Genomic DNA, 26,401 nt, shown 5'->3' on the forward strand with positions numbered 1-26,401 from the left:
AGCTACTCCAAAGCCTCGTTCACGTCACGTACAAGATTCCTTAAGTAGCTTCTTTTGTTCAGCAGAGCAACCATTGCATCGCGGGCAGTGGCCTTTCCTGTTTCATCACCGGCCTCAAGCGCCTCATCCCAACGCGCCCACAACCCCTCAAGCTCCGCCTGCGTCTCCACCATCTTTGCGTCGAACGAGTCCTTGGCCGTCATCAGATCGCGCCGCAGCTCCGGCTCATCCTCACCCATCTGCTTGGCGGCACGCATCTCCTGCAACTGCATGTTCAGCTCAAAGACCTCTTCGAGCAGCTCCGGTGGAACGATCTGCTTCTTCTGCCCGCCTGTCGCCCGGGCCGCATCGGTAGCTGCCTTCGACTGCTCCTCCAGCTCCACGCCCTCGAGCTTCAGGAGGTATTGCGTCCGCAGCACGGGATCTTTCAGAGCGCGGTAGGCATCGTTCAATTGAGACGATTGCGCCAGAGCAGCCTCCTGCTCCGCCACTGGTTTCGACGCAAAACGGTCCGGGTGCAGCTTGCGCGAGAGTACATAGAACTGTTTCTCGAGTGCAGCCGTATCGATCTGCAATTTGGACGGCAGATTAAAAATCTCGAAGTAGTTGGGCATAAGCAAAAGATCTCCGCCCTCATGGAGAGGACAGATTTAGAATACGGCAATGTCCTCGAAGTCTCTGCTGATGCTCGCCGCTGTCCTTGTTCTCCTTCCTGTCTCGCTGTCTGCACAGCAAATATCGAAAGCCCCCGCTGCCGCATCGGAATCCTCCTGGCAGGCGGCCATCAAAGCTCGTCGCGAGCAGCTCATTCAGCAGAACGGTCCCGGCACCGACGTTGCACTTCGCAACCAGTTGCTCGCCATGCGCGATAAAGATCAGGCAATACGTGGTTTCGCTGGAGGCAAACAAGTCTCCGGCATGACACCCGACATGATTGCGAAGATGCCCGCAACCGATGCCGAGCTTACGCAAGAGCTCAAGCAAATCGTCGACCAGAAGGGCTGGCCCACCATCTCTCTCGTCGGCATCGACGCCTCCAACGGAGCCATGCTTGTGCTTACGCACAGCGCCGACCACGCCTGGCAGGCGAAGTTGCTACCGCAGCTCGAACAGCTTGCCGATGCGGGACGAATCGACGCTTCGCAGCTTGCGCTGGTGATCGACAAGGAACTGATCGCGGAAGGGAAGTTACAGCGCTACGGCACGCAGTTCAAGTTCGTCAACGGAGAGATGGCAATGTACGGTGTCGAAGATCCCGGTGACCTCGACCGCATCCGCGCGCGGGCGTTGCTACCGCCCATCGACGTCTATAAGCAGACGCTGTCGCAGATCTATCATCTGAAGGCGAGCAACGCCATCGTTAGCCCTACTTCGCCAACGGCAAAAGAGAATTAAGCGGTAAAGCTCGACCCGCACCCGCAGCTCTTGGTAGAGTTCGGATTGATGAAGTTAAATCCCTGCCGCATCAGCGTCTCTTCAAAGTCCAGCACCATACCGTGCAGATAGATAAAGCTCTTGGGATCGACAAAGACTCGGATTGGCGCACCGTTCGTAGGATCTCCCACCGTTTCGATCCCAGCGCCAAACGAGTATACGCGGTCGCGTTCACGAGGCTGTGAATCGAAGCGAATGTTGTAGCTCAGTCCCGAGCATCCACCACCCTGAATGCCGACACGCAGACCACCCTGCTCGGGCGACACGCCTTCCTTCGCCATGGCGACGCGAATCCGCTTCAGCGCCTTCTCCGTAATCTGGATGCCCTTCTGCGCAGGCTCCTGCCCCTCGGCTGTCAAGACGGTCATCCCAGCCAGCGGATTCTTCGTATCTCCACCCGGACCAGCCGCATGGGCTGCTCTGCTCGTCTCGGTTTGTAGACTTACCATCGCCATCATTCACATCCTCAACAAAACGACCACGGATTTACGTGGACTGCACGGATAAGAACAGATCGATCCCGAACGTTCCATCCGCGACTATCCACACTGATCCGCGGTCGCACCCTGCTTTGAAACTAGTGAGCCGCAGTTGTAGCAGCCGCTGTCTCGGTGACGTTATTTTTCTTCTTCCAGTCGCCAATCGCCGCACGGATCGCATCTTCTGCGAGAACCGAGCAGTGAATCTTGACCGGAGGAAGCGCCAGCTCTTTCACGATGTCCGTGTTCGAGATCGCGAGTGCCTCGGCAACCGTCTTGCCCTTCACCCACTCGGTCGCGAGTGAGGAAGAGGCAATCGCCGACCCGCAGCCGAAGGTCTTGAACTTCGCGTCCTCAATCACCTGGGTCTCGGGGTTCACCTTGATCTGCAAACGCATCACGTCGCCGCACTCCGGCGCGCCGACCAGACCTGTGCCAACCTCGCTCGAGCTCTTGTCCATCTGTCCGACGTTGCGGGGATTGTTGTAGTGGTCAATTACCTTATCGCTGTATGCCATCTGATTCTCCTTGCCTGCCTGTTCTAATCTCTATTTGTTTGACGGACGCTGCGCCTAGTGTGCCGCCCATTCAATCTTGGTAAGGTCGATGCCTTCTTTAACCATCTCGTACAACGGAGAGAGCTCGCGCAGCTTCGATACCACGTCGATGATCTTGTCCGAAACGTAATCTACTTCGGCCTTGGTATTGAAACGTCCAAGCCCGAACCGGATTGAGCTGTGTGCCACATCGTCGCCAAGCCCCAAAGCCTTCAACACATAAGATGGCTCAAGTGTCGCCGAGGTGCAGGCCGAACCGGAAGAAACCGCGATGTCGTTGATTCCCATCAGCAGACTCTCGCCTTCGACGTAGACAAAGCTCATATTCAGGTTACCCGGCAGGTGGTGCTCCATGTTTCCGTTCACATGAACGTAGTCAAGCGCGTTCTCGAGCTTGTTCTTCAGGTAATCGCGAAGCTCGGTCTCACGCTTGGCCTCGGCTTCCATCTCCTGGCTGCAAATCTCGCAGGCAGCACCCAGGCCGACGATACCGGGGACGTTCAACGTGCCCGAACGCATGCCGCGCTCGTGGCCGCCACCGTTGATCTGTTCCGAAATCTGCACGCGCGGGTTGCGGCGGCGAACATACAGCGCGCCGACGCCCTTCGGCCCGTAGATTTTGTGGCCCGAGAGCGAGAGGACATCGATGTTGTCCTTCTGCACGTCCACGGGAATCTTGCCCACCGCCTGTACCGCATCGGTGTGGAAGATGATGCCCTTCTCGTGGCAGAGCTGGCCGATCTCGCGGATCGGCTGGACCACGCCGATCTCGTTGTTCGCGTACATGATCGAGATCAGGATGGTTTTGTCGTCGATGGCGCGCTTCAGGTCTTCGATGTCAATCAACCCATCGGCCTGCACCGGCAGATAGGTCACGCGGAAGCCCTGCTTTTCCAGCTTCTTGCACGTATCCAGAACGGCCTTGTGCTCAGTGACCTGGGTGATGATGTGGTTGCCGCGCTCGCGGTACATCTCGGCGATGCCCTTCAGCGCAAGGTTATTGGACTCGGTCGCGCCGCTGGTGAAGATGATCTCCTTCGAGGTCGCGCCAATCAGCTTGGCGATCTGCTCGCGTGCCTTGTCCACCGCCTGCTCGGCTTCCCAGCCGAACGAGTGGTTGCGGCTGGCCGCATTGCCGAACTTTGCTCCGAAGTAAGGCATCATAGCCTCCAGAATCCGGGGATCGAGAGGCGTGGTTGCATGGTTGTCCATGTAGATCGGCAGATGCACGCCCGCCGGCAGCGCTGTAGCAGACTCTGTAACTATCATCCCGTTATCGCTCATAATCGATGCTCATCTTTCTTGTCTTTTGAAATTCCCGAAATTTCAGTTGTCTCGTCGCTTTGCTCTCTGTCGCTAGATCGCAATGCTGACTAGTCCGCCGCCTACCGGAGCGCTTGCTCTGGGATGCTCCCCATCGGTTGCTTCGACCAGGTCAGCGATATAAATGCCGCTCAACAGGTCCTTGATGCTGTCGTTCACCTTGCGCAATGGTTCTTTGATGGTGCAGGTGCTGGTCAGGTCGCAGGCACCGTGAATCGTTATGCAACTTGTAATGAAAAGCGGCCCGTCAATCGCCCGGATCACCTCAAATGCCGAGATCTCGGCTGCAGGCCGCGCCAGAGCATAGCCGCCGTTGGTGCCCGCGTGCGAGACCAGCAGGCCGGCCTTGGCCAGCGTCTGCAGAATCTTGGCCAGCAGTTGGGGAGGAATGTGATACGCCTCCGCAATGTCTTTGGCGCTGTGCGCGCTGCCGCTTAGCTGCTCGGCCAGATACTTCAGGGCCATCAGACCGTAATCCGCTTTTTTAGTCAGACGAAGCATCTTAAATCTTGCCCTCGGACAGAAAATCGCCAGAATGCCGACAATTACAGTCCTAGATAGTGTACGTCCGGAACGGATGCCTTGCAACCAGCTTCGTCCCTATCGCGATTCCTGTGTTTGAACCGTGGATGTTACCGAAAACTCATTGAAAAGCGCCTTGACAAGCCGCTTCAAGACGGGCAGAATCCATACCATTCGCTCTCTCCATTCATGACTCCAAAGTGCAAACATCCCATCGTTAAAGTCGTCGCCCGCGAGGACGATGCCGAATTTGTTGAGTGCCAAAGCTGCGGAGAGGTATTTGATTCTGCAGAGTTTAGTGATATCGCCATCGAAGAGGCCGAGAACACTGACGAAAGCCCAGCCGAAGACTAGAGACGGCTAGACCACGGTAGGCTGTTGCGCGTTCATCCGCCGAAAGACAATCCAGGCATATTGGGCCGCTGACAGCGGAGCCATCACTGCGATGATCTCAAGCAGGCCGTCCCTCATCGCCGCGAGGTGATGCCATGCGAAGACCTTCTGGCAGAGCACTGAGAGTAAGGCGATGATCTGCATCAGTGTATTTAGTTTGCCGAACCAGCTCGGGCGAAAATCCCGCAGCGTCCCCGTAGCAAACAGCAGCGTTGCAATCAGCAGGATTCCCAGATCGCGGCTGAAGACCAGGACCGTAACATAGCGAGGCATCAGGCCGACATGCGTAAATACTACAAATAAAGTACTTAGCAGCAACTTGTCGGCGATCGGATCAAGGTATTGCCCCAGCGTCGTCTTCTGGCTCAGCCACCGTGCCAAAAGGCCATCGAGCGCATCGCTTACGCCGGCCAAAATAAACAGTGCCAGAGCTCCAGCGTACTGGGCGTCCATGATTTCTATGATAAGAAAAGGAATAATGAACAGCCGCAACATTGTGAGCAGGTTTGGAGCGGCGCGAAATTGCTTCAAAAAAGGCACAGTGGTCAGTCAATCTTAACCTATATCGTGCCTCTTGTTGCTCTAACCCTCTCACTCCATTTAGACTAAAAAAACGCACAGGCGCGTAGCTCAGTTGGTTAGAGCGCTACCTTGACACGGTAGAGGTCGTTGGTTCGAATCCAATCGTGCCTACCATATTTTTCAATCAGATACGAACATCTGATCCATTCTTACCCTTTTCCCCATTCCATTTCGCTATTGGACAAACGCGTTGCAGAGCAACGTGGCGAGAAACTGTCCCTAAGCCTCCAACTACCTGGAGCCAGCGGCGTGGCTGTAGATTCCCAATGTGGTCTTAATCTTAATATTGCTGTGACGCAGCGCCTGCGGGTGGAGACGGATCAGACCCATTCTGGAGATTGCGCTACACATCGGCTTCGGGAACTATTCGAATATCGGAAAGGCGGAATAGGCATTTGGCGCTCAATACATTCCTTATACGCAGTGCGCTCACCGGGGCACTGGGCGGCCTGCTCTTCGGCTTTGACACCGCCGTCATCGCCGGTACAACTCATGCGCTGACCGGGCAATTTCATCTCACTCCCTTTCAACTTGGCTTCACTGTCTCTATTGCGCTGTGGGGCACTGTCGTCGGTGCGATCTGCTCTGGAGATATCGGCCAACGCTACGGCAGTCGCGCCGTCCTGCGCGTCCTGGCTGTGCTCTACGTTCTCTCTGCCGCTGGCTGTGCATTGGCATGGAGCTGGCCTATTTTCCTCATTGCGCGCTGCATCGGCGGCCTTGCCATCGGAGGCTCTTCGGTGTTGGGGCCGGTATATATTGCAGAGCTTGCTCCCGCAAATTATCGTGGCCGCCTCGTCGGTCTTTTCCAGATCAATATCGTCGTCGGTATCCTGCTGGCTTACTTCTCAAATCTCGTCGTCGCATCGTTTCACCTGGGACTGAGCGAGTGGCGGTGGGAGTTCGGTGTCGCCGCACTGCCGGCAGTCTTCTTTCTGTTGATGCTCTTCGGCATTCCTCACAGTCCGCGTTGGCTCGTAATGCAGGGTCGAGTGGACGAAGCTCGTACCACGATTTTCGCCATAGGCGGTCCGGACGCGGAAGCCGAGTTAAATGCCATCGCAGCCTCCATTCACGCGAGTAGGGATAGCAGCAAAGAGCCGCTCTTCCGAAAGAAGTACCGCTATCCTATCTTTCTTGCGATTACCATCGCTGCCTTCAACCAACTCTCCGGCATCAATGCGGTGCTCTACTACCTCAACGACATCTTTGCTTCTGCGGGTTTCGACAGTATTTCCGGAGGAGTGCAGACGGTCATCATCGGCGCCGTCAATCTGGTCTCCACACTGTTGGCCATGGCGCTCATCGACAGGCTGGGTCGCAAGACATTGCTCCTCATCGGTTGCGTTGGCATGACGATTGGTCTTAGCGGCATCGCTACCACCTTTATCACTGGTCGCTGGCGCGGCGCGCTGATCTTCTTTCTCGGCGGATACATCGCCTCGTTCGCGCTCTCTTCAGGTTCCGTAATCTGGGTCTACGTGAGCGAGATCTTTCCGAACGCCATCCGTGTCAAGGGCCAAGCGCTCGGCAGCACCGTTCTCTGGGTCATGAATGGCATGATCTCTCTGATATTTCCTTCGCTGGCCGCCAAATCGGCCTCGCTTCCCTTTGTCTTCTTCGCTGTGCTCATGGTTGCCCAGTTTTTTATTACCCTTTTCCTCTTTCCCGAAACGAAGGGGCTTTCGCTTGAGCAGGTACAGGCGAAGCTCCGAATTGCAGAGAGTTAACTCCGCCGCATCGAAAGGCAGGACGAGAGGCGGCAGACGCCAATATGCCCTAGTTTTTTGATAATGGGGCGAAATATTGGGACGACGTAACCATCTACGACCTGAAATGTGTCGTTGCGGTGGCGCAGGAAGGAAGTGAATTACGTGCAGCGTGGCCGCCTATGCTGCGTGCCAACTCCCATGAGACAGATTGAGCTTCTTTCCGTAGAATGGCCGTGCTCTTTCAATCCATCTAAAGGCCGTGCCAGGATGAAACTATTTTTCATTGGAACGCGATCAATTTGCGCCGCTCTTCTTCTTGCATCAGCACCTATTGTTATGGCTCAGAAACAGCAAACGCGTGCCGAAGCTGGTAAGCCGACAGCGTTGGAGTGCGACTCGCTGATAACGCCTTTGGGCGATGATTCGAAGACGCCGCTTCTGTCGTGGGAGCTCGAGGATGGGCGCACCGGCGCAAAGCAGACGGCCTACAGGATTCTTGTTGCAAGCACGCCCGATCGGCTCGCGGGCGATCATCCCGATGTGTGGGACAGCGGCCGCGTCCAGTCAGACCGTACGGTGGATGTCGCTTACGGCGGCCCGCAGCTAGCGCCGGAGAAGCGCTACTACTGGCGCGTTCAGTCGTGGGACATGCATGGCAAGGCCTATCCGGCCAGCGATGCGAGCTGGTGGGAGACTGGCCTGCTCGAGCCGTCGAACTGGACCGCGCAGTGGATCGGCTATGAAGACGCCGAACAGGCCAGCCTGCGCGCGGCCCATGCGCAGTGGATCACCAATCCCTCGCCGGCAGATGTTCCGGCAAAAGGGGCCACGCGGCACGACTTCCGTCTGCGTTTCGATGCGCCCGCCGGAGTCAAGCGGGCGGTTTTATATGTTACCGGCGAAGATACGGTGACAGCGTGGATCGGCGGAGTGAAGGTGCTCAATCCCGAGACGCAACCGGCATGGGGACGCACTCCATGGAAGACATATACCAGGGTGGACGTCAGCAAAGAGCTGCATCCGGGCCAGGATCTTCTCGCCATCGAGGTAACGCGGTTCAATGGAGGCAATCAGGGGCGGACGCCGATGAGTGCTGCTCTATATATAGAGACGGCAGACGGCAGCAGCAAGGTGATCAAGACTGGAGATCAGGAGTGGAAGGCGCAGTTCAATGCGTCCGGCAACTGGTACACAGCGAATGACGGTGATGCGGACTGGGCCGACGCCATCCCCTATGCTCCAGAGAAGGATGCCTTTGGCGGACAGGACAAGCTTGGAGATCCGTTGCCGACCGCCGCAGTCGCAGCGTTGCGGCATAGCTTCCGGGTCAATAAGCAGGTAGCCTCCGCACGGCTCTATGCCACAGCGCTCGGAGCCTACAAGTTCAGCCTGAACGGAAAGCCTGTCGGCGATCAGGTCCTATCGCCAGGGTGGACCGACTATCGCGCTCGCGTGACCTATCAGGACTACGACGTGACCGCGCTTCTGCAAAAAGGAGAAAACGCTATTGGAGCCTACCTTGCGCCGGGCTGGTACTCGACTCCGCTGGAATGGATCGGGCAAGGGAACAACTACGGCGATACGCAGAATGCGCTGAAGGCGCAACTCAGAGTTGCATACACCGACGGCACCGTGGATTGGATCGCGACCGACTCATCATGGAAGGCAGATACCTCACCGATCCTCTCCGCCGAAATTTATAACGGCGAGACCTACGACGCACGTCGCCATCAGAAGGGATGGGATACGGCCTCTTTCTCTGATGCCGGTTGGCATTCCGTCGCGCTCGTCCATCCCAATGAGCCCGAGATACTATGGCAGTCGTTTCAGCCGATTCACGCCACGCAGGTTCTCCGGCCAAAATCGGTTACCATTCCGCGCCCCGGCGTTTATATCTATGACTTTGGTCAGGACTTTGCCGGAGTTCCCAGAATCCATGTTCAGGGAAGAGCCGGAACCAATGTGCAGCTGCGCTTCGGAGAGTTACTGAACCCTGATGGCACGCTCTATACAGCCAACCTTAGAAACGCCGAAGCCACCGACCACTTCATCCTCGCAGGCGGCGGCGTGGAAGAGTATCAGCCCACCTTCACCTTCCACGGCTTCCGCTACATGGAGATCACAGGGTTGCCCGCGGCTCCCAGTCTTAGCTCCGTGCAGGCTGTAGCGCTCAATACCGACGCTCCAATCACGGCGCAGATGAAGACCGGCAATGCGATGGTGAATCAGCTATGGAGCAACATCCTGTGGGGCCAGCGCTCTAACTTTCTAAGCGTGCCGACTGACTGCCCGCAGCGTGACGAACGTCTGGGATGGTCTGCGGACGCGCAGGTCTTCTGGCGCACTGCAACCTTCAATATGGATCTCGCAGCCTTCTCGCGAAAGTATGCCACTGATCTTCGTGGTACGCAGGTCGGAACCGCGATGTACGGCATCTATGCTCCCGGAACAGCGAAGCCGAATCCGGGCTTTGGCCCTGGCTGGAGCGACGCAGGCGTTATCGTCCCGTGGACCTCATGGGTCCAGAATGGCGATCAGGAGATCATCCGGCAGAACTGGGATGCAATGTCGAAGTACCTCGCAGCCATTCTCGCCGCAAACCCGGACTACATCTGGAAGAACGAAGGCGGCATTCCTTTTGGCGATTGGCTCTCTCCAACGGGGCCTACCTCGCAAGAGCTTGTGGCAACGGCCTATTGGGCCTACGACGTCTCTCTGATGCAGCAGATGGCCCACGCCGTCGGTAGAACCGAGGACGAGCAGACCTACGCTGCACTTTTCGAAAAGATCAAGGCGGCCTTCATTCAGGCTTACGTTCACCCCGACGGATTTGTTGGTGGGGAAATAAAGTCGAACCCGATGGCCGACGCTGGCGGCGACAGGCATAGCACAGGACCCGTCGAAACCCAGACCGGCTATGTTTTGGCGCTGCACATGAGACTGTTGCCCGACAACCTGCGCGCTGCGGCGGCCACAAGGCTGGTCAACCTGATCGAGGCAAATGGATGGAAGCTTGGGACAGGCTTTCTTGGGACACCGTATCTCATGGAAGAGCTTAGCGACTCCGGCCATGCCGACGTAGCGTACCGGCTTCTGCTGAACACGCAATATCCATCCTGGGGTTACATGATCGATCACGGTGCAACCACCATGTGGGAGCGCTGGAACGGCGACAAGATGATCGCCGATCCCGGCATGAACTCCTTCAACCACTATGCATACGGAGCTGTGGGCGAATGGCTCTACCGTTACGCCGCCGGTATCGACGCGACAACCGCAGACGCCGGTCTGCACACGATCGTGCTTCATCCGAACTTCGACGCTCGCCTGGGCAAGATGGACTTCTCCTACGAATCTCGATACGGCACGGTCCGTTCGCAATGGACAGTGAACGGAGACAGCGCAGCGTGGCATGTCACCATTCCACCGAACACGAGCGCACGGTTGCCGATCTCTGACGCTGACGCAGCGAACTACGTGATCGATGGCAAGCCGCTCTCAAAGAGTCCGCTGGTAAGAAAAGGCAGCGACGAGAACGTCTATGAACTCGCTGCTGGAAGCTATGACTTTACTGTGAGGTTGAAGAATCCATAGCAAAGACATCCTCAGATTTACAAAAGTGACCATGTCCGAAAACCGCTAATTTAGCTCGTCCTGCGTGAGAGGATTGAGCTATGGAACTACCCGATAAGGTCGTCTGTTATCGAGCGCTGCAGAGCCGAGACACCCGTTTTGACGGGCTGATCTTTGTCGGCGTCACCTCGACGGGGATCTATTGCCGGCCAATCTGTCCTGCCCGTACGGCAAAGTTCGAGAACTGCCAATTTTATGGATCGGCGGCAGCGGCGCAGGTCGCCGGTTTTCGTCCTTGCCTGCGTTGCCGCCCCGAGACTGCGCCTGATATGGCCTCCTGGCGCGGCACATCGAATACGGTCTCGCGTGCCCTTGCATTGATCGCAGAAGGTGCTCTCGACGGCGATGCCGCAAGCGTCACACGGTTGGCCGATCGTCTGGGAGTAGGCGAGCGTCAGCTTCGCCGCCTCTTCCTGCAGCATCTCGGAGCTTCGCCGATCTCCGTCGCGCAGACGCGGCGCGTTCTCTTCGCTAAGCAGCTCATTCACGAGACCCGCATGCCGATGGGTGAGGTTGCGTCTGCATCGGGCTTTGGCAGCACGCGGCGATTCAACGAGACATTTCAAAACTTGTTCCATCGCCCTCCCATCGCACTCCGGCGCAAGACGTCTGCAGCTACTGTCGCCGCGGATGCGGGTGTAACGCTGCGAATCCGATATCGTCCGCCCTACGACTGGGAGTCGATCCTCAAGTTCTTCGAAGCGCGAGCCATCCCCGGCGTCGAGGTCGTTGAGAACAACCGTTACCTGCGTACTGTCGAGGTGCGCGGGCAAACCGGGAGCATTGAGGTCTGGAACATCCCAGAGCGACAGAGCCTCGGCGTCACCATCCGATTTCCAGATGTGAAGTTGCTACCGGTCATCGTGGCCCGCGTAAGACGCCAGTTTGACACCGGCGCAGATATCGAGACCATCGAGGCGCACCTGAGCAGCGATCCTCTGCTGAGGCCGCTGATCAATCAGCGCCGTGGACTGCGTGCGCCCAGTGGATGGGACGGCTTTGAGTTGGCGATTCGCGCCATCCTCGGCCAGCAGATCAGCGTCACTGCCGCACGCGGCCTTGCAGGAAGACTCGTCGAGCTTCACGGCAAGCCCGTGTCTAAGGAATATGCGATTCATCCAGCGCTGACACATGTCTTTCCCACGGCGAAGCGACTTGCAACAGCGACGGAGATCGGCCTGCGCATCCCAGGTGCGCGGCAGCAGGCCCTGCGCGCAATTGCTGAGGCATCCGTCGCAGACCCGAATCTCTTCAGCCCGTTCGGCACACTCGAAGAGACAGTTGAGCGGCTGAAGACCATTCGCGGTGTCGGCGAGTGGACGGCGCATTACATCGCTCTGCGCGCTGTTCGCGAGATGGATGCATTTCCCTCGTCCGACATCGGTCTGCTGCGCGGTGCTGCAGCACTCGCTGAAGGAGGCAGACCGAATGCCATGAGTCTGCTCAGCCAGGCCGAATCGTGGCGGCCGTGGAGAGCCTATGCCGCGCAACATCTCTGGGCGGTCGATCCGGCTCTGATCTCGATCAAACGAACTTCGGAATTAAGACCTTCTCCGATGAGGGATCGAGTTTGAAGATCCTTTGCGGAGTGTTCCGGCGACAAAGCAAGGCTAGTCTGTGTATCGAATCGCTCGTGTCTTGCATACAGAAAAGACCTGAGCAAGAAGGAGACCTTTATGTCCGTGAAAGAGCACTTCCTGATGGAATCCCCGCTGGGAACGCTAACCTTGGTCAACACCGACGGAGTCCTCAGCGGTATCTACATGCCGGAGCACAAGCGCGGCCCCATGCCCGAAGCTTTGGGTACTCGAGTACGTTCAGGCTTCGAGCAGGCTGCCGCCGAGCTGCAGGAGTACTTCGAGCAAGGCCGTACGATGTTCACGCTTCGGCTTGCACCCGAAGGGACATCCTTTCAGCAGAACGTATGGAGGCATCTTCGCAAGATCCCCTATGGAGAGACGCGAACCTATGCCCAGCTTGCCGATGCCATCGGCAACCGTGCAGCGATTCGCGCCGTCGGTCTGGCCAACGGCCGTAATCCGATCAGCATTGTCGTTCCATGCCATCGAGTCATCGGAAGCGATGGCAGCCTGACAGGCTATGCGGGTGGTCTTGAGCGAAAGAAATTCTTGCTCGAACTTGAGGGTGTTGCACAACTGCGTCAGCTTGAACTTGTCTGAGAGCAATCAAAGCCATCCAGACACTTTGTCCAGTGGTCAACTATAGGCTCACCTCTTGCGACAGCTCCCGGTAGGCAGTAATCAGACCTTCGAGGGTGAACGCCCGGTTGAGCCCACTGGGATTCGGCAGCACCCACACCTGTGCTCCGCCGAATCGCATACTCTGTCTGCCCCAGCGGACCTCCCGTTGATCGAAGATTGCAGCGCACGCAGGCTTGCCCAGGAAGGCGATATAGCGCGGACTATATCGCCTGATCTTCTGTTCAAGGCCAGGGCGCGCGTTAATAAAGTCATCTCTTCTAAGATCGCTCGCACCAATGGTCGGTCTATCTACCGCCGAGGTAAGCCCGCAGCGATAGTCGAGCAGCGAGGCGGCATTTTGCGGAATTAGCTGCTCCGGCGTGAATCCCGAGAGATGAAGCGCTCGCCAGAACCGGTTGCTGCGACTGGCGAAGTGATAGCCGACTACCGCCGAACTCATCCCGGGATTGATTCCGCAGAAGACCACGCTCAAATCTTTTGCAAGGATGTCAGCAAGCCCTTGAACCGGATGGCCTTTCGAGAGAGAGAAGCCGCCCATCGTGGGCTCAATCATCTCCTGTCTCATCGAACCTTTTCGCGTCGCCATCTCTCAGACGTGTGTGCTCTTCGCTGCCTGGGCATTCTGGATAAACGTACGCAGCTTCTCGGGATCTTTGCGACCCGGGCCTTTTTCAACGCCGCTGGCCACATCCACACCCCAGGGGTTCAGTTCAGAGATCGCCTTTGCTACGTTGTCTGGACGCAGACCTCCAGCGACAATCATCTTCAATCGGCTGCCGCCGCTTTGCAGAACCTCTCGTGCTGCGGCCCAGTCAAAGGAGACGCCGGTTCCACCGGTTGCCTGGCCTACCTTGGAGTCGATCAGAACACGCTCAATGACGGCGCCCGCCTGAATAGCGTTCAGCCGTTGCCGCACTGCCTTCGCGCTCTCCTCGCCCGCATCTACCGACCAATGGACGGTCTGAATGATCCCTATCTTCCCCTCGAAGAGGTCGTTTAAACGCCGTGCCAGAACAAGCTCTCCGCCGCCGTGAAGTTGTACTGCGGTCAATCCCGCCTCGCGCACAGAGGCTGCAATCTCTTCGGCGTAGAGCGAATCGAAGACCCCGATTCGTTCCACGTTTGTAGGCAGGTGCGGTGTAATCTGCGCGACGTCTTTTGCCGTGACTCGCCGACGGCTGGGCGCAAAGACAAAGCCAACCGCATCGGCTCCCAGCTCTGCTGCCATTTGTGCATCGTCAAGGTTCGTGTTCGCACAGATTTTGATCCACATCGCTTAAATCTCCGCCGGGCATTCGCACGCGAGCAAAGCGGCCAGCGCTGCTCCCGGGTCCGGCTGTCTCATCAATGCCTCCCCCACCAGGAAGGCCTCATATCCGGCTGCGCTGTAACGCGCAATATCTGCCGCCGATCCGATGCCGCTCTCTGCCACCATCAAGGTGTCTGCCGGCTTCCACTGGGCAAGCTCGATCACCAGCTCCGGTGAGACGGTAAAGGTTCGCAGATCGCGACTGTTTACCCCGATCAACTTAAAGCCCAACTGCACGGCACGCTCCAGCTCCTGCCGGTCATGCACCTCGCACAGCACATCGAGACCCATGCGCGCCGCCTCGTCACGCAACTCAGTCAGCATCGGATCGGTAAGGGCGGCCACGATCAACAAAATGGCGTCGGCCCCGGAGGCCCGCGCCTCCAGCAACTGAAAGCGGTCGACCATAAAATCTTTGCGCAGGCAGGGAATCTTCACCGCTACCGAGGCGACTTCGAGATACTCCAGCGAGCCCTGAAAGAAGGCTTCGTTCGTCAAGACAGACAGCGCTGCCGCCCCCGCCGTTTCAAACATACGGGCCAGACTCTCCGGGTGAAAGTCGCCTCGAATCAATCCCTTCGAAGGAGAAGCCTTTTTGATCTCAGAGATGATAGCGGGCCGTTTCGCGGCGGCTGCGCGCAGTCCTGCGGCAAAGCCGCGCGGCATATGAGCGGCCGCCCTCCGCTCGAGCGCTGCATAGTCTGCTGTGGTCTTGCGTGCGTCTACCTTTGCCCGGGTGTCCGCAAGAATCTCATCGAGCTTTGTCGCCATACTTTCATTCTACCGATTGTGGGGAGAATCCCGCTGCGAGCCCCCGCAACTCCCCAAGCGTCATCTCGACCGGAGCGGGGTACGAGATAAAGTCCTCACTCCTGCAAGCAATCAGCTGCAAAATGTGCAGGCCAGTTAGAATCAGAGGCGATGGCTACGCGCGTTCGTTCTTACTCGAAGATCAATCTGGGGTTGGCGATTGGGCCTGCGCGGGCTGATGGGTTTCATGCTCTCACGACGTTGTATCAGACATTGGATCTGCATGATGTAGTTACAGTTACGGCGCGACAGGCAGCCAGCACGCGCCTTACGCTGACCAGCAATCATCCCCGGGTTCCGCTCGACGGCCGAAATACCGCCTGGAAGATCGTCGAAAAATGTCTGGAGCGTTTGGGTGTAGCTGCCGAGGTTGAGGTTTTGATCGAAAAAAGCCTTCCGATTCAAGGTGGTATGGGTGCAGGAAGCGCAAACGCTGCCGCGGCGCTGATCGCGCTCGAGCGGGAGCTGGGAGTGGCGCTGCCGGGTACGGAGCGGCTGGAACTGGCCGCCGCTGTCGGCTCGGATGTGCCGCTATTTCTGTTGGGCGGCGCGGTTTTGGGGTTGGGGCGGGGGGAGCAGGTGGTTCCGTTGCCCGATATGCCGCCAACAGCCTGCCTGGTCGTGGTGCCGAACGTGGGCGTCTCGACGCCGCAGGCCTTTCGCGACTGGGACACGCTGGCTGCCGGGGATGGATTGACGCCGTCTGTTGAACACGATAGACTTATGAAGTTGAGCCTCGCTTATGCATCCTTGTATGCAGAGCCCGGCACTTCCGGTATCGTTCGCAACCTCAGTCCTGAGAAAAAACAGGGAGACTCTGATGATGTTCAGGGTGGTGTGCGGAACGATCTCGCGGAGAATACCCTTCTCTCGCTTGTCCGCACCGGGGTTGAAAACGACTTTGAAAAGGTCGTCTTTCCTGCTTATCCCTCCTTGCGTGAAACCAAGCGTTTATTGATGGGTACCGACTCTGAAGCTCCTGCTTTGTATGCGGCGCTTTCGGGCTCGGGTTCGGCTCTGTTTGGACTTTACCGGTCCGATGCAGAAGCGCGGATAGCTCAACAGCGTGTCCAGTCGGCTGTAACGCAGGCTGGGGTCAGGACTTTGCTGACGGAGACTTTGCCCAGGGCGGCTTACTGGGAGAGAATGTTCGCAGGGTAGCCTGGCCGGCAATCGCAGGCCGGCGGCATACTGGGCGATCGACTAACGGTAGGTCAAGAGACTTTGAATCTCTTTGTCTAGGTTCGAATCCTAGTCGCCCAACCAATATGTCGACGCCGGATGCAACGGAGTTCAGGGTTTTTGCGGCAGCAATGTGCCGCAGGAGTAGAACGGTTTTTGGTTCGCAGCAACATGGCGAACAAAGAAGTGAAGTTTTGAAGGAACATCGTCTTTAGCTTTCGCAGTATTCGCAACAAGGATTTTTCGAGAGACCTACGGGGCCGCAACAAGGCTTCGCGAGACAAGGCAGCAGGAACTACCAAGGTCAACCAGCCTGGAGGGTTTCAACGTGAACGAACAAGACACGACTGCAGTTCTTTCCCCTGTTTCAGGGCAGGCTGAGGAGACGGAAACGGGCTCCCAGTCTGCGCCAGCGCCAGCCGCTCAGGGCACGCATAGTAAGGCGTCGCGGTCAGCCGACGCGCCATCGTCGGAGAAGAAGCGCTCCGGCAAGCTGGGCGAGAGCAAGCGCATTAAGATTTTTTGCGGATCGTCCAACCCCGCACTGTGCGAGGAGATCTGCAAGTTCGTCGGTGTGCCGCTGGGCGAGACCCGGTTGCAGAGATTCTCCGACGGCGAGGTTCACTTTCAGCTGCTCGAAAACGTTCGCGGCGCGGACGTCTTTCTGGTGCAGCCTACGTGTTTTCCGGTCGATCAGCATCTCGTCGAGCTGTTGATCATGATGGATGCGCTGAAGCGCGCATCGGCCGGACGCATCACGGTTGTCATGCCGTACTACGGCTATGCGAGACAGGACCGCAAGGACCGGCCTCGTGTGGCGATTACATCGAAGCTGGTTGCCGATCTTCTCACCACGGCTGGTGCAAACCGGGCGTTGCTGGTCGATCTGCATGCAGCGCAGATTCAGGGTTTCTTCAATATCCCGGTGGACCACCTGTTTGCCAGTCCGGTGCTGGTGAGCTACTTCCGGGATCTGAACCTCTCGAATCTGACGGTGGTTTCGCCGGATGCGGGCGGCGTGGAGCGGGCGAGATTCTTCGCCAAGAAGTTGGAAGTACCGTTGGCCATCGTCGACAAGCGGCGGACCGACATTAATGTAACTGAGGTGATGAACGTCATCGGCGATGTAAAGGGCCGGACGTGCCTGATCCTCGACGACATTATCGACACCGCCGGAACCATGGTGAAGACGGTGGATGCGCTGCTCGATCAGGGCGCGGAAAAAGTTTATGCGTGCGCGACGCATGCGGTGCTGTCCGGGCCGGCAGTTGAGCGTATCGCAAATTCACGATTGGAAGAGCTGATCGTGACGAATACCATTCCGCTGCGCGAAGATGCGCTGCGGGTGCCGAAGATTAAAGTGCTTTCGATCGCCGGGCTGTTGGGACGCGCTATCGAGAGCATTCATATGGAGACCAGCGTTAGCACGCTGTTCAACTAGCGGTTTATCTCAACGAGCAGTAAAGGGAGCGAGGCTCAACCTCGTGCCCGAAAGGAAGAAGTTTCGTTATGGCAACAGAGACAGTAGTCGCAACACCTCGTACAGGCAAGTTCAACAAGAATGCGGCTCGCCGCGTTCGCGTCGCCGGCAAGATCCCTGCCGTGGTTTATGGCGCAGGTCAGGATGCGGTCGCGGTTGCGGTCGATCCGAAGGCGATCACCAAGATTCTTCACTCGGACTCCGGCCACAACACCATCTTCGATCTGAACGTCGAAGGCTCGGCTGTGGTCAAGGCCATGATTGTGGACTGGCAGAATGAGCCGCTCAAGGGCCGTCTGCTGCACATCGACCTCAAGCGGATCGCGATGGACAAGGCGATGCGCGTCTCCGTGCCAATCCAGCTTGTAGGCACTGCAACCGGCGTGAAGAACCAGGGCGGCATCCTAGATCACGTTCTCCGCGAGGTCGAGATCGAGTGCCTTCCGGGTGATATTCCGAGCCACTTGGACGTCGATGTCACCGGCCTCGAGTTGCATGGCGTGATTCGCGTCTCCGACCTGCCGCACTCGGGCAGCATCAAGTTCCTCGGCGATGAGAATGCAACCGTTGCTCACGTCACCGCGGTCAAGGAAGAGGCTCCGGCTGAGGTTGTTGCCGCTGCTCCGACCGAGCCCGAGGTTGCCAAGAAGGGCAAGACGGATGCGGAAGCTGCTCCGGCTGCCGATGCCAAAAAGAAGTAATGTGACGGTGGTCTTGAAGCTGATAGTGAACTTCGAGGCCGCCATCGCAAGGTTTGGAAGGGAAGCGTTCGCGTGAAGCTGATTGTCGGACTCGGCAACCCCGGGATTGAGTATCAGTTCACACCGCATAACGCCGGGTTTCTTGCGGTAGACCGCATCGCAGACGATTGCGGTGTGTCGCTCACCAACCGGCGGGGACGAGCGCTAACGGCGAAGGCAAGGCTGGCAGGGGAAGAGATTCTGCTGGCAAAGCCTGAGACGTTCATGAATCTGAGCGGGCTTTCGGTGGCCGCGCTGGTTCAGGAGTTGGACATCGCTATTCCGTCGACGGACCTGATCGTCCTGTATGACGAACTGGCGATTCCGCTGGGCACGATTCGCATCCGCGAGCGTGGCTCGGCGAACGGGCACAACGGGGTGAAGTCGATCTCCGGTGCGCTCGGAACGGAAGAGTGGCTGCGCATCCGCATCGGCGTTGGGAAACCGGCGCTCGAGGATGGCAGAGAGATCAAGGCGGGCGGCAAAGATTATCTGCTGTCGCCGTTCCGCAAGCAGGAGCTTGCGGTGTTGGATGAAGTGCTCGACCGCGCACGCAGCGCTGTCGAGGTGGTACTGACTAAAGGGGTTGGTGCTGCAATGAACGAGTTTAACCGCCGGCCTGACGAACCCGAGAAGGGAACGGAAGGGTTGAACGGGAAGTAGCAATAGCTGATTTTCCAAACCGGACCGGCAGACGATACGCCGGCACGGTGCGAAGTAGAACTTCGCAGAAAGAAGTAAACGAATGAATCGCACTTACGAAATTATGTTCATCGTCCGCCCGGACGTTGAAGAAGCAGAGATCGACAAGCTCATCGAAGGATTCTCGTCCAACGTCACCAGTGGCGGCGGCGAGGTCAAGAGCGTCGAGAAGATGGGCCGTCGCCGGCTCGCCTACACCGTTCGCAAGTTCAACGACGGCTTCTACATCCTGTTGACCATCGCCGCCGAGGGCTCGCTGATCACCGAGATCGAGCGTCGCCTCCGCGTCTCCGAGCAGGTGATCAAGTTCATCACCGTGCGCATGGACGAAGAAGAGAAGCGCCTCGCCAAGGTGAAGGCCCTGCGCGACTCCAAGGTCAAGCGCAGCGCACAGCCGGCTGCTGCATCGTCGCAGGCTCCTGCTGCCGAGAGCGCAGAGGAAGCTCCTGACGCCGCTGCCGCGCCCGTCGAGAACGCCGCCGTCTAGCTTCATCGCCACAAGATCTGCGATGCCTGCCTGACGCCGCATCGCGCAACGTTTTACGAATCGCTTGATCCCACTTCCGTTCGGCCCTCCGGGCCAAATGTTCAGAGACTCCATCGCGGGTCTGGAGCGGGTGAGAGCACAACGTACCTGAGAGGGAAACACACATGGCTGACGAAACCAGCACGCAATCATCTGAGCAGCAGGCACCTTCATCTCGTCCCGCGCACTCCGGCCCCGGAGCAGGCGCTCCGCGCACACCCCGTCCCGGCGGATCGGGCGGCCCCGGTGGCCGCAAGTTCTTCCGCCGCAAGAAGGTCTGCAAGTTCTGCACCGAGAAGATCGACGCCATCTCCTATCGCGACGTCCGTCTGCTGCAGGGCTTTGTGGCAGAGCGCGGCAAGATCGTTCCGCGCCGCCTCACCGGCGTTTGCACCCGGCACCAGCGCCGCCTGAGCCTGGCGATCAAGCAGTCGCGCAACATCGCCCTGCTTGCGTTCGCCGCACGCTTCTAGTTGCCCGCAAGCCGGGCTTTACGAGTCACGCAAGGCTGGCCTACGAGATACGCCAGACAGGAATCGGAGAAACTGCAATGGAAGTCATTCTGAAGGAAGACGTAAACAAGCTCGGACACCGTGGCGATGTGGTCAAAGTCGCCGACGGCTACGGGCGTAACTATCTGCTGCCGGGCAAGCTCGCCATCGAAGCGAACGCCGCCAACAAGGCAGTCATCGAGCAGATGAAGGCCTCCGCCGTTCGCAAGTCGGCCAAGGAGAAGACTGAGTCCGAAGCTCTTTCGGCACAGCTCAACGAAGTGGAACTGGTATTCGAGCGCAAGGTTGGCGAGCACGAGCATCTCTTTGGCTCGGTAACCTCCGGCGACATCGCGCACCAGCTCGAAGAGAAGGGCTTCAAGATCGATCGTCGCAAGATCTCTCTCGAAGAGCCGCTCAAGACCATCGGCGAGTACCACGTTCCGGTCAAGCTGCATCGCGAAGTGACCAGCCACATCAAGGTCACGGTCAAGGGCGATCAGCCGGAAGCCGAAGCAGTCGCAGCCGAGTAATCTGCTCCAACCGTTTTAATTGCAAAGAGCGCATCTGTCTTCGCGGGTCTTCCCGCAAAGGCGGATGCGCTCTTTGTCTTTTGAACCCCCATCGATCGGCATCTCGGTTGGAGCGAAATATCCCTGTATTTTTTCTTTCTTGGGTATCTTTACTCGTACTTCAGCGTCTGCACTGGATCGAGTTTTGCCGCGCGGTTGGCGGGAAGCGTTCCGAAGAGAATGCCGACCAGCATCGACGTGCCCAATGCAATCACCGCTGACCACAGGCTGATAGGAATCTTGTAGGGCGTCAGCAGGCTGACCGAGAGCGGCAACGCCAGCCCCAGTATGGTGCCGACTAATCCTCCCGCCAGCGACAGGAAGACAGCTTCGGTGAGGAACTGGAGGCGAATCTCGAGGCTGGTGGCTCCGAGCGCCTTGCGGATTCCGATCTCCCTGAGACGGGCCTGCACATTGGCCAGCATGCTATTCATGATGCCGACGCCGCTGACGATCAGGGTAATGCCTGCTGCCAGCGACAACACGACCGTAAGCATATCGGCGATCTTCGCCATGATGCTCAGAAATCCCGTCATGATGAACGGATAGTACGAAGAAGATGGACGATGGCGGCTCTTGATGATCGCCAGAATCTGCTTGGAGGCCGGAAGCACGTCGGCCGCATCGCGCATGGTGAAGAAGATCTCCTTCACCTTGTCGCTGCCTGTAAAGTAGCGGGCGACGGGATAGGGAACCAGCAGCGTCTGGTCGCTGATCTCGGAGAGGCCGAAGGTTGCAACGCTCTCCTTAAAGACGCCAATGATGATGAAGGGGATCCCTTCCACCGTGATATTGTGGCCGACTGCTCCTGAGCTGCTGCCGAACAGCGACTTGGCAAAAGGTTCAACGATAACGGCGACCTTGGTGCGCGAGACCGTGTCCTGATCGTCGAAGAACCGCCCCGCAATGACTTCGAGATTTCGCACCTGCTTATACTCAGGAGAAACGCCGAGCAGCATAGCGTCCCTGGTCACGCCGCCGCCGATGCCGACGTTGTAATGGACCTCCAGCATGGGCGACGAGGCAACGATGTCCGGCACCTGTTCGAGGACGGCATTCATATCCTCATAGGTCATCAGGTCAGGGGTGGTGGTGTTGTTGGGGCCGGGCTGGGTGCCGCCGACATACTGCATCTCGACCTTGTTGGGCCCGATGCTGGTCAACTCGTTTAGGGCGTATTCCTTGCCGGTTTTGCCAATGGTGACGACCAGAATGATCGAGGCCGAGCCGATGACCATGCCCAGCATCGTCAACATAAAGCGGATCTTATTGGCACGAAAGCTGTCGACGGCGAGTCGCACAATTTCGCTGAAGAGCATGGTCGAACGCGCACTGGCCAGCGTGCGTTCGAACGAGCCCGATTTTGGGGAAGAGGTGATCGCCATCGTCTTAATGATTTGACTCTGTTAAATACAGATTCGACTTTTAAAGTATCGCAGCGGTGCACCCTTTCCTGCTAACTTTTACGGCCGAAGGGATGGCCTAAGCTACCTCGTTGACCAGCGTGCCAATCGGATCGATGACGATGCGAATTTGGTCTCCGCTGGCAAGAGTAAAGGAGTCGGGCGGAACGATGCCGGTGCCGGTCATGAGAAAACAGCCCTTGGGAAAGCTGTTATCACGGTACAGGAAGCTGACCAGCGTCTTGGGGTCGCGCTTCAGCTCCGAGAGCGCCGTGCTGCCCGAGAAGGCAGTCTCGCCGTTGCGAACGATCTGGATGGCGATGCGGGTCGCTGTCGGCAAAGGCTCCGGGTCGACGAAGATGCAGGGGCCGAGCGCGCAGCTTCCGTCGTAGACCTTGGCCTGCGGAAGGTATAGCGGGTTTTCGCCCTCGATGTCGCGCGAGCTCATATCGTTGCCGATGGTGTAGCCGAGGATCGTCCCCTTAGGGCTGATCAGCAGCGTAAGCTCCGGCTCGGGCACCGACCAGGTGGCATCGCTGCGAACCCTGACCTTGTGGTTGGGCGCGACGACGCGAGCGCCGGTGGCTTTGAAGAAGAGTTCAGGCCGCGTGGCAGAGTAGACGCGGTCATAGAAGTCGCCGCCGCCTGCATCCTTCGACTCCTCGATGCGGGCGCTCCGGCTGCGGTAGTAGGTGACACCCGCGGCCCAGACCTCCTGGCTTTCAATCGGTGCAAGCAGCGTGCCGTAGGAAAAGGCCTTAGTACGCTCGCCGCGCTCGATGACGGAGCGGCAGAACGCGTGCAGGTCTTCGCGAGTGATCAGCGCGTCCCAGGAGGTGTCTTCGATGCGGTAGTAGAGATTGTCGTTGAGGAGGTAAGGGCCTTGCTGGGTGCGATAGAGTCTCACGTATCTGACCTTTCTGGTTTGGATGTCGGTGGCGCGAGGCGAGCGAGGATCATGTCAGTGTCATAAACGCATCCGCCCCAGACTCCGCCGCTCGCCTGCACGAGTGCGGCCCACAGGCGCGTGTCGTTTGGAAGCGCCGGATGCGGCGCAAGATCAGGCCGTGGAGAGCGCGCAGCGAGGCGGCGGCTTCCTTCTTCGCGAGAGAAAATTTCGCCGCTCTCGCCAACGAGATCGACGCTTCCGGCCAGCGCATTGCGATCGATGACGATCTCGATCGTGTCACCCTCTTGAATGCAGCCGATGGGCCCGCCGGCGAGAGCTTCAGGAGAGATGTGACCGATGCAAGCTCCTGTAGAAACGCCGCTGAAGCGAGCATCGGTAAGCACAGCGACATGCTTGCAGTGAGGCAGCGCCTTGAGCGCAGCAGTGATCTGGTAGATCTCCTGCATGCCGGCTCCGAGAGGGCCGCCGCAGATAAGCACCATCACATCGCCTTCAAGCACGGCGCCGTTTTTGATGGCATCAATGGCTGCGCTCTCCGTGATGAAGACACGCGCGGGGCCGCGATGACGATAGACTCCGGCTTCGTCGATCAGCGAGGGATCGATGGCCGTGCTCTTGATCACGCTGCCCTCCGGCGCAAGATTGCCGGAAGGAAAGCAGACAGTCGAAGTCAGGCCGCGCGAGCGAGCGACATCGGGTGACATGATGACGTCGTCAGCATCGATGCCGTCCTGCGTAAGCAGTTGTTCCTTAAGTTCGCGACGGCGCAGGCTGTCCTGCCACCAGTTCAGGCACTCGTCGAGCGTCGTTCCCGCCACCGTTTTTACGCTAGTGTCGAGCAGCCCTGCACGTCGAAGGTGCAGCATCACCTCAGGCACACCACCGGCGAGAAAGACCTGCACCGTGGCGAAGTAGCGCGGGCCGTTCGGCAGCGCATCGACCAGTCGCGGCGTCCTGCGATTGATCTCGGCCCAGTCGGCCGCGGTTGGCCGCGGCAACCCTGCCGCATGGGCGATGGCAGGCAGATGCAGTAAAAGGTTAGTCGAGCCGCCAAAGGCAGCGTGCAGCACCATTGCGTTCTTGATCGAGGCCGCAGTAAGAATCGCGTCGGTGCCCATCGCAGTCTGCGTCATGCGCACGATGGCGCGGGCCGAGCGTTGCGCGGCGTCGAGCCAGATCGGCTGTCCCGATGGCGCAAGCGCAGTGTGCGGCAGCGAAAGGCCAAGCGCCTCGCCCACCACCTGCGCTGTTGCAGCCGTACCCAGAAACTGGCAGCCTCCACCCGGCGAAGCACACGCGCGGCAGCCGATGTCGGCGGCATACTCCAGCGTGATCTGCTTCTGGGCAAAACGTGCGCCGATAGTCTGTACCTTGCCCGCATCTTCGCCTTCGTCGGGCAGAAGCGTGACTCCGCCCGGAATAAGGATGCTGGGAACTTTACCCGAGGACGCCAGCGCCATCATCATGGCGGGCAGCCCCTTGTCGCACGTCGCAACACCCAATACGCCCTTACGTGTCGGCAGCGAACGCATCAGGCGGCGCAGCACAATCGCGGCGTCGTTGCGATAAGGCAGCGAGTCGAGCATGCCCTCGGTGCCCTGCGTGCGGCCGTCGCAGGGATCGGTACACGCTCCCGCGAAGGGGATGCAGTGCTGCGCGCGTAGCTCCCCGGCGGCCTCGGAGACCAGCAGGCCGACCTCCCAGTGTCCGGTGTGAAAGCCGAGCGCGATAGGAGTGCCGTCAGCCGCGCGCACTCCGCCATGAGTGCTGAGGATGAGGAACTCCGGATCGAGCAGCCGCTGCGGCTCCCATCCCATGCCCGCGTCCTGGCTCAAACCAAAGAGATTGCCGGAAGGCTGCGTGAGCAGCATCTCCGGTGTGATCGGTAAAGCACCCTGCGGGCCGGCAGCGTGTGTCTTCACGGCGCTGTGATCGAAACCGGGGCTCTCAAGAATCGACGTAATGGGGATCGGTGGGATGTTGTTGGCTCCAGGTTGGCTTGCTCTGCTTATGGTATGCGTGGGGCAACGATCTCTGCATCAAGACTAACTTCATCAGGCTGGTCTCTGCTTGCAGGCACAGACTTGCGGAAGCCGAGGATCATGATAAATCCGGAGACGATCAGCGCGATGGCCATCAAAAGATAGCCTGCGCGCGAGTTGCCGGTGCGACTTTGCAGAAGGCCTACGATCCACGAGCCGAAAAACGCTCCCAGAGCTCCAAAGCTGTTGACCAGTGCCATCGCCTCGCCGCAGACGTTGCTGGGAACGATCTCAGGAAGAATGGCGAAGAAGGGGCCATAGGGCGCAAACATCGCGCCGCCTGCAATGATGAGACATCCATACGCCAGCCAGAAGCTATGAGCCGCAAAGAGGAAAGAGCCAAGCAGAGCGGTTCCCGCAAAAATAAGAAACGGCCACACCAATGATTGACGGCGAAGACTTTTATCTGAGAGATAGGCCACCAGCAGCATCGCCAGCACTGCGAACAGATACGGAATCGCGCTCAGCAGTCCGGTGATGCCGATGCCCAGCGAGCTGCCCTGGCGAATGATCGTGGGCAGCCAGAGCACAAAGCCATAGACGCCGATGCTCCAGCAAAAATACTGCGCCGAGAGCAGAAGCACGTCAGGCCGAATGAGGACACGGCCAAGGCTGCCCATCTTGGGTAAGCTGGCTTGTTCTGCCGCGAGCTGACTATTGAGTAGTGCGCTCGCCTCTGTGCTCATCCACGACGCTTTTTCCGGACGGTCGCGGACGATCATTATCCAGACGAAGGCCCACACGATTGAGGGAGCGCCTTCGAGGATGAACGTCATCTGCCATCCGAATAACCGAATCAAGAAGCCGGTGATCGCCGACATCCACAGAATGGTGGCGGGGTTACCGAGGATCAGGATGGCGTTGGCGCGCGAGCGCTCCGAGCGCGTGAACCAGTTCGTCAGCAGAAGCAGCATCGCCGGAAAGATCAGGCTCTCGGCGACGCCGAGCAGAAGGCGATCGACGGCCAGCAGCCAGAAGCTGCGGATGACGCCGGTCAACGCAGCCAGCGCACCCCATACGATCAGCGTGAAAAAGATCAATCGGCTAGTGTTTCTGCGCCGCGCATAGGCGATGCCCGGCACCTGGAAGAAGAAGTATCCCAGAAAGAACAGCGAACCCAGCAGCGCAGTCTGCGAGTCGGTGATGTGCAACGTCGCGGCCAGTCCCGCTGCTGCGCCGAAGCCATAGTTGGCGCGATCCAGATAGGCAAGGCTGTAGGTCACAAAGACCGCGGGCAGAAGCAGCAGCCAGCGCCTGCGCAGGTTGGCGGTCACTTCTTCGGCAGAGGTCTGGTTCACAGAGGAGGGCTCCGGGTTCTTCAGAAAGCATAGTATCGCTCTTGCGGCTGTGCTGGCTCGCTACTGCAACGATGCAGAC

At 58.5% G+C, this 26,401-nt stretch carries 26 protein-coding genes and 2 tRNA genes; 15 read left to right on the plus strand and 13 right to left on the minus strand.

Features of this window, described 5'->3' with window-relative positions:
• Positions 1 to 2: 2 nt before the first annotated feature.
• Positions 3 to 614: a Fe-S protein assembly co-chaperone HscB gene (gene hscB, locus IEW09_RS04245; protein ID WP_188552874.1), complete on the minus strand. Its 612-nt coding sequence runs from the start codon at positions 612 to 614 to the stop codon at positions 3 to 5.
• Between the two features lie 49 nt (positions 615 to 663).
• Here hscB and IEW09_RS04250 point away from each other — a divergent pair, with 49 nt between their 5' ends.
• A complete protein-coding gene (locus tag IEW09_RS04250; protein ID WP_188552875.1) occupies positions 664 to 1,395 on the plus strand; it encodes a DUF6624 domain-containing protein in 732 nt (243 codons plus the stop codon).
• Here IEW09_RS04250 and IEW09_RS04255 read toward each other — a convergent pair.
• From IEW09_RS04255 to IEW09_RS04270, 4 genes are all read right to left on the minus strand, one after another.
• On the minus strand, positions 1,392 to 1,889 hold the full coding sequence (locus IEW09_RS04255; protein WP_188552876.1) for a HesB/IscA family protein: 498 nt from the start codon (positions 1,887 to 1,889) through the stop codon (positions 1,392 to 1,394). The genes IEW09_RS04250 and IEW09_RS04255 overlap by 4 nt on opposite strands.
• Before the next feature lie 122 nt (positions 1,890 to 2,011).
• Complete coding sequence (gene iscU, locus IEW09_RS04260; RefSeq protein ID WP_188552877.1) at positions 2,012 to 2,431, minus strand: Fe-S cluster assembly scaffold IscU; 420 nt, start codon at positions 2,429 to 2,431, stop codon at positions 2,012 to 2,014.
• Between the two features lie 54 nt (positions 2,432 to 2,485).
• Complete coding sequence (locus IEW09_RS04265; RefSeq protein WP_308420528.1) at positions 2,486 to 3,754, minus strand: IscS subfamily cysteine desulfurase; 1,269 nt, start codon at positions 3,752 to 3,754, stop codon at positions 2,486 to 2,488.
• A gap of 72 nt (positions 3,755 to 3,826) precedes the next feature.
• Positions 3,827 to 4,294 (minus strand): RrF2 family transcriptional regulator, encoded by a 468-nt coding sequence (locus tag IEW09_RS04270; protein WP_188552878.1) that lies wholly within the window; start codon positions 4,292 to 4,294, stop codon positions 3,827 to 3,829.
• A gap of 210 nt (positions 4,295 to 4,504) precedes the next feature.
• On the opposite strand from IEW09_RS04270, the gene IEW09_RS04275 reads away from it, so the two are divergent.
• A complete protein-coding gene (locus tag IEW09_RS04275) occupies positions 4,505 to 4,669 on the plus strand; it encodes a hypothetical protein (protein ID WP_188552879.1) in 165 nt (54 codons plus the stop codon).
• Positions 4,670 to 4,675: 6 nt separating this feature from the next.
• Here IEW09_RS04275 and IEW09_RS04280 read toward each other — a convergent pair whose 3' ends face one another.
• Positions 4,676 to 5,161 (minus strand): CDP-alcohol phosphatidyltransferase family protein, encoded by a 486-nt coding sequence (locus tag IEW09_RS04280; RefSeq protein ID WP_373282791.1) that lies wholly within the window; start codon positions 5,159 to 5,161, stop codon positions 4,676 to 4,678.
• A gap of 166 nt (positions 5,162 to 5,327) precedes the next feature.
• Here IEW09_RS04280 and IEW09_RS04285 point away from each other — a divergent pair.
• The 5 genes from IEW09_RS04285 (at position 5,328) to IEW09_RS18825 (ending at position 12,815) form a co-directional block, all read left to right on the plus strand.
• Positions 5,328 to 5,404: transfer RNA gene (locus IEW09_RS04285), tRNA-Val, on the plus strand.
• Positions 5,405 to 5,685: 281 nt separating this feature from the next.
• Positions 5,686 to 7,020 (plus strand): sugar porter family MFS transporter, encoded by a 1,335-nt coding sequence (locus IEW09_RS04290; RefSeq protein ID WP_188552881.1) that lies wholly within the window; start codon positions 5,686 to 5,688, stop codon positions 7,018 to 7,020.
• 318 nt (positions 7,021 to 7,338) lie between these two features.
• Complete coding sequence (locus tag IEW09_RS04295; RefSeq protein ID WP_188552882.1) at positions 7,339 to 10,596, plus strand: family 78 glycoside hydrolase catalytic domain; 3,258 nt, start codon at positions 7,339 to 7,341, stop codon at positions 10,594 to 10,596.
• Positions 10,597 to 10,676: 80 nt separating this feature from the next.
• Positions 10,677 to 12,209, plus strand: coding sequence for a DNA-3-methyladenine glycosylase 2 (locus IEW09_RS04300; protein ID WP_188552883.1), 1,533 nt, complete (start codon positions 10,677 to 10,679; stop codon positions 12,207 to 12,209).
• Between the two features lie 102 nt (positions 12,210 to 12,311).
• Complete coding sequence (locus tag IEW09_RS18825) at positions 12,312 to 12,815, plus strand: methylated-DNA--[protein]-cysteine S-methyltransferase (RefSeq protein ID WP_188552884.1); 504 nt, start codon at positions 12,312 to 12,314, stop codon at positions 12,813 to 12,815.
• A 40-nt stretch (positions 12,816 to 12,855) separates the two neighbouring features.
• Here the strand turns inward: IEW09_RS18825 and mug are convergent, their stop codons facing one another.
• From mug to trpC, 3 genes are read right to left on the minus strand one after another with little or no spacing between them, the layout of a single operon-like run.
• Positions 12,856 to 13,410 carry a G/U mismatch-specific DNA glycosylase gene (gene mug, locus IEW09_RS04310; RefSeq protein WP_229739071.1) on the minus strand — a complete coding sequence of 185 codons (555 nt, stop codon included), beginning with the start codon at positions 13,408 to 13,410 and terminating at the stop codon, positions 12,856 to 12,858.
• A gap of 36 nt (positions 13,411 to 13,446) precedes the next feature.
• Entirely contained in the window at positions 13,447 to 14,130 is a 684-nt protein-coding gene (locus IEW09_RS04315) for a phosphoribosylanthranilate isomerase (protein ID WP_188552885.1), read from the minus strand.
• Between the two features lie 3 nt (positions 14,131 to 14,133).
• Positions 14,134 to 14,937, minus strand: coding sequence for an indole-3-glycerol phosphate synthase TrpC (gene trpC / locus IEW09_RS04320; protein ID WP_188552886.1), 804 nt, complete (start codon positions 14,935 to 14,937; stop codon positions 14,134 to 14,136).
• 150 nt (positions 14,938 to 15,087) lie between these two features.
• On the opposite strand from trpC, the gene ispE reads away from it, so the two are divergent.
• The 8 genes from ispE to rplI all read left to right on the plus strand — a co-directional run bounded on the left by ispE (position 15,088) and on the right by rplI (position 20,630).
• Entirely contained in the window at positions 15,088 to 16,137 is a 1,050-nt protein-coding gene (ispE, locus tag IEW09_RS04325) for a 4-(cytidine 5'-diphospho)-2-C-methyl-D-erythritol kinase (protein ID WP_188552887.1), read from the plus strand.
• A 31-nt stretch (positions 16,138 to 16,168) separates the two neighbouring features.
• Positions 16,169 to 16,242, plus strand: a tRNA-Gln gene (locus IEW09_RS04330).
• Positions 16,243 to 16,486: 244 nt separating this feature from the next.
• The gene (locus tag IEW09_RS04335; RefSeq protein ID WP_373282792.1) at positions 16,487 to 17,599 is read left to right on the plus strand and encodes a ribose-phosphate diphosphokinase; all 1,113 of its coding nucleotides are present in this window, start codon (positions 16,487 to 16,489) and stop codon (positions 17,597 to 17,599) included.
• A 68-nt stretch (positions 17,600 to 17,667) separates the two neighbouring features.
• Positions 17,668 to 18,339, plus strand: coding sequence for a 50S ribosomal protein L25 (locus IEW09_RS04340; protein ID WP_188552888.1), 672 nt, complete (start codon positions 17,668 to 17,670; stop codon positions 18,337 to 18,339).
• Between the two features lie 72 nt (positions 18,340 to 18,411).
• Entirely contained in the window at positions 18,412 to 19,041 is a 630-nt protein-coding gene (pth, locus tag IEW09_RS04345; RefSeq protein ID WP_188552889.1) for an aminoacyl-tRNA hydrolase, read from the plus strand.
• Positions 19,042 to 19,123: 82 nt separating this feature from the next.
• Complete coding sequence (gene rpsF, locus IEW09_RS04350; RefSeq protein ID WP_188552890.1) at positions 19,124 to 19,567, plus strand: 30S ribosomal protein S6; 444 nt, start codon at positions 19,124 to 19,126, stop codon at positions 19,565 to 19,567.
• A 164-nt stretch (positions 19,568 to 19,731) separates the two neighbouring features.
• Positions 19,732 to 20,079, plus strand: coding sequence for a 30S ribosomal protein S18 (rpsR, locus tag IEW09_RS18765; protein WP_188552891.1), 348 nt, complete (start codon positions 19,732 to 19,734; stop codon positions 20,077 to 20,079).
• A 77-nt stretch (positions 20,080 to 20,156) separates the two neighbouring features.
• Positions 20,157 to 20,630, plus strand: a complete 474-nt coding sequence (gene rplI / locus IEW09_RS04360; protein ID WP_188552892.1) for a 50S ribosomal protein L9 — start codon at positions 20,157 to 20,159, stop codon at positions 20,628 to 20,630.
• 149 nt (positions 20,631 to 20,779) lie between these two features.
• Here rplI and IEW09_RS04365 read toward each other — a convergent pair whose 3' ends face one another.
• The 4 genes from IEW09_RS04365 to IEW09_RS04380 form a co-directional block, all read right to left on the minus strand.
• The gene (locus IEW09_RS04365) at positions 20,780 to 22,054 is read right to left on the minus strand and encodes an ABC transporter permease (RefSeq protein WP_188552893.1); all 1,275 of its coding nucleotides are present in this window, start codon (positions 22,052 to 22,054) and stop codon (positions 20,780 to 20,782) included.
• A gap of 97 nt (positions 22,055 to 22,151) precedes the next feature.
• Positions 22,152 to 22,979 (minus strand): fumarylacetoacetate hydrolase family protein, encoded by an 828-nt coding sequence (locus IEW09_RS04370; RefSeq protein WP_188552894.1) that lies wholly within the window; start codon positions 22,977 to 22,979, stop codon positions 22,152 to 22,154.
• Positions 22,976 to 24,994, minus strand: a complete 2,019-nt coding sequence (locus tag IEW09_RS04375; protein ID WP_308420532.1) for a YjhG/YagF family D-xylonate dehydratase — start codon at positions 24,992 to 24,994, stop codon at positions 22,976 to 22,978. Before IEW09_RS04375 ends, IEW09_RS04370 begins: the two co-directional genes overlap by 4 nt.
• Positions 24,991 to 26,322: an MFS transporter gene (locus IEW09_RS04380; RefSeq protein ID WP_229739072.1), complete on the minus strand. Its 1,332-nt coding sequence runs from the start codon at positions 26,320 to 26,322 to the stop codon at positions 24,991 to 24,993. Before IEW09_RS04380 ends, IEW09_RS04375 begins: the two co-directional genes overlap by 4 nt.
• Positions 26,323 to 26,401: the final 79 nt, after the last annotated feature.

The organism is Edaphobacter dinghuensis, assembly GCF_014640335.1.
In the GTDB taxonomy this organism is placed as follows: Bacteria; Acidobacteriota; Terriglobia; order Terriglobales; family Acidobacteriaceae; genus Edaphobacter; species Edaphobacter dinghuensis.

What these genes read in the sequence shown, in the direction of transcription:
- hscB (WP_188552874.1), bottom strand. Translation starts at nt 614, where the DNA reads ATGCCCAACTACTTCGAGATTTTTAATCTGCCGTCCAAATTGCAGATC.
- IEW09_RS04250 (WP_188552875.1), top strand. Translation starts at nt 664, where the DNA reads ATGTCCTCGAAGTCTCTGCTGATGCTCGCCGCTGTCCTTGTTCTCCTT.
- IEW09_RS04255 (WP_188552876.1), bottom strand. Translation starts at nt 1,889, where the DNA reads ATGGCGATGGTAAGTCTACAAACCGAGACGAGCAGAGCAGCCCATGCG.
- iscU (WP_188552877.1), bottom strand. Translation starts at nt 2,431, where the DNA reads ATGGCATACAGCGATAAGGTAATTGACCACTACAACAATCCCCGCAAC.
- IEW09_RS04265 (WP_308420528.1), bottom strand. Translation starts at nt 3,754, where the DNA reads ATGAGCGATAACGGGATGATAGTTACAGAGTCTGCTACAGCGCTGCCG.
- IEW09_RS04270 (WP_188552878.1), bottom strand. Translation starts at nt 4,294, where the DNA reads ATGCTTCGTCTGACTAAAAAAGCGGATTACGGTCTGATGGCCCTGAAG.
- IEW09_RS04275 (WP_188552879.1), top strand. Translation starts at nt 4,505, where the DNA reads ATGACTCCAAAGTGCAAACATCCCATCGTTAAAGTCGTCGCCCGCGAG.
- IEW09_RS04280 (WP_373282791.1), bottom strand. Translation starts at nt 5,161, where the DNA reads ATGGACGCCCAGTACGCTGGAGCTCTGGCACTGTTTATTTTGGCCGGC.
- IEW09_RS04295 (WP_188552882.1), top strand. Translation starts at nt 7,339, where the DNA reads ATGGCTCAGAAACAGCAAACGCGTGCCGAAGCTGGTAAGCCGACAGCG.
- IEW09_RS04300 (WP_188552883.1), top strand. Translation starts at nt 10,677, where the DNA reads ATGGAACTACCCGATAAGGTCGTCTGTTATCGAGCGCTGCAGAGCCGA.
- IEW09_RS18825 (WP_188552884.1), top strand. Translation starts at nt 12,312, where the DNA reads ATGTCCGTGAAAGAGCACTTCCTGATGGAATCCCCGCTGGGAACGCTA.
- mug (WP_229739071.1), bottom strand. Translation starts at nt 13,410, where the DNA reads ATGATTGAGCCCACGATGGGCGGCTTCTCTCTCTCGAAAGGCCATCCG.
- IEW09_RS04315 (WP_188552885.1), bottom strand. Translation starts at nt 14,130, where the DNA reads ATGTGGATCAAAATCTGTGCGAACACGAACCTTGACGATGCACAAATG.
- trpC (WP_188552886.1), bottom strand. Translation starts at nt 14,937, where the DNA reads ATGGCGACAAAGCTCGATGAGATTCTTGCGGACACCCGGGCAAAGGTA.
- ispE (WP_188552887.1), top strand. Translation starts at nt 15,088, where the DNA reads ATGGCTACGCGCGTTCGTTCTTACTCGAAGATCAATCTGGGGTTGGCG.
- IEW09_RS04340 (WP_188552888.1), top strand. Translation starts at nt 17,668, where the DNA reads ATGGCAACAGAGACAGTAGTCGCAACACCTCGTACAGGCAAGTTCAAC.
- rpsF (WP_188552890.1), top strand. Translation starts at nt 19,124, where the DNA reads ATGAATCGCACTTACGAAATTATGTTCATCGTCCGCCCGGACGTTGAA.
- rpsR (WP_188552891.1), top strand. Translation starts at nt 19,732, where the DNA reads ATGGCTGACGAAACCAGCACGCAATCATCTGAGCAGCAGGCACCTTCA.
- rplI (WP_188552892.1), top strand. Translation starts at nt 20,157, where the DNA reads ATGGAAGTCATTCTGAAGGAAGACGTAAACAAGCTCGGACACCGTGGC.
- IEW09_RS04365 (WP_188552893.1), bottom strand. Translation starts at nt 22,054, where the DNA reads ATGGCGATCACCTCTTCCCCAAAATCGGGCTCGTTCGAACGCACGCTG.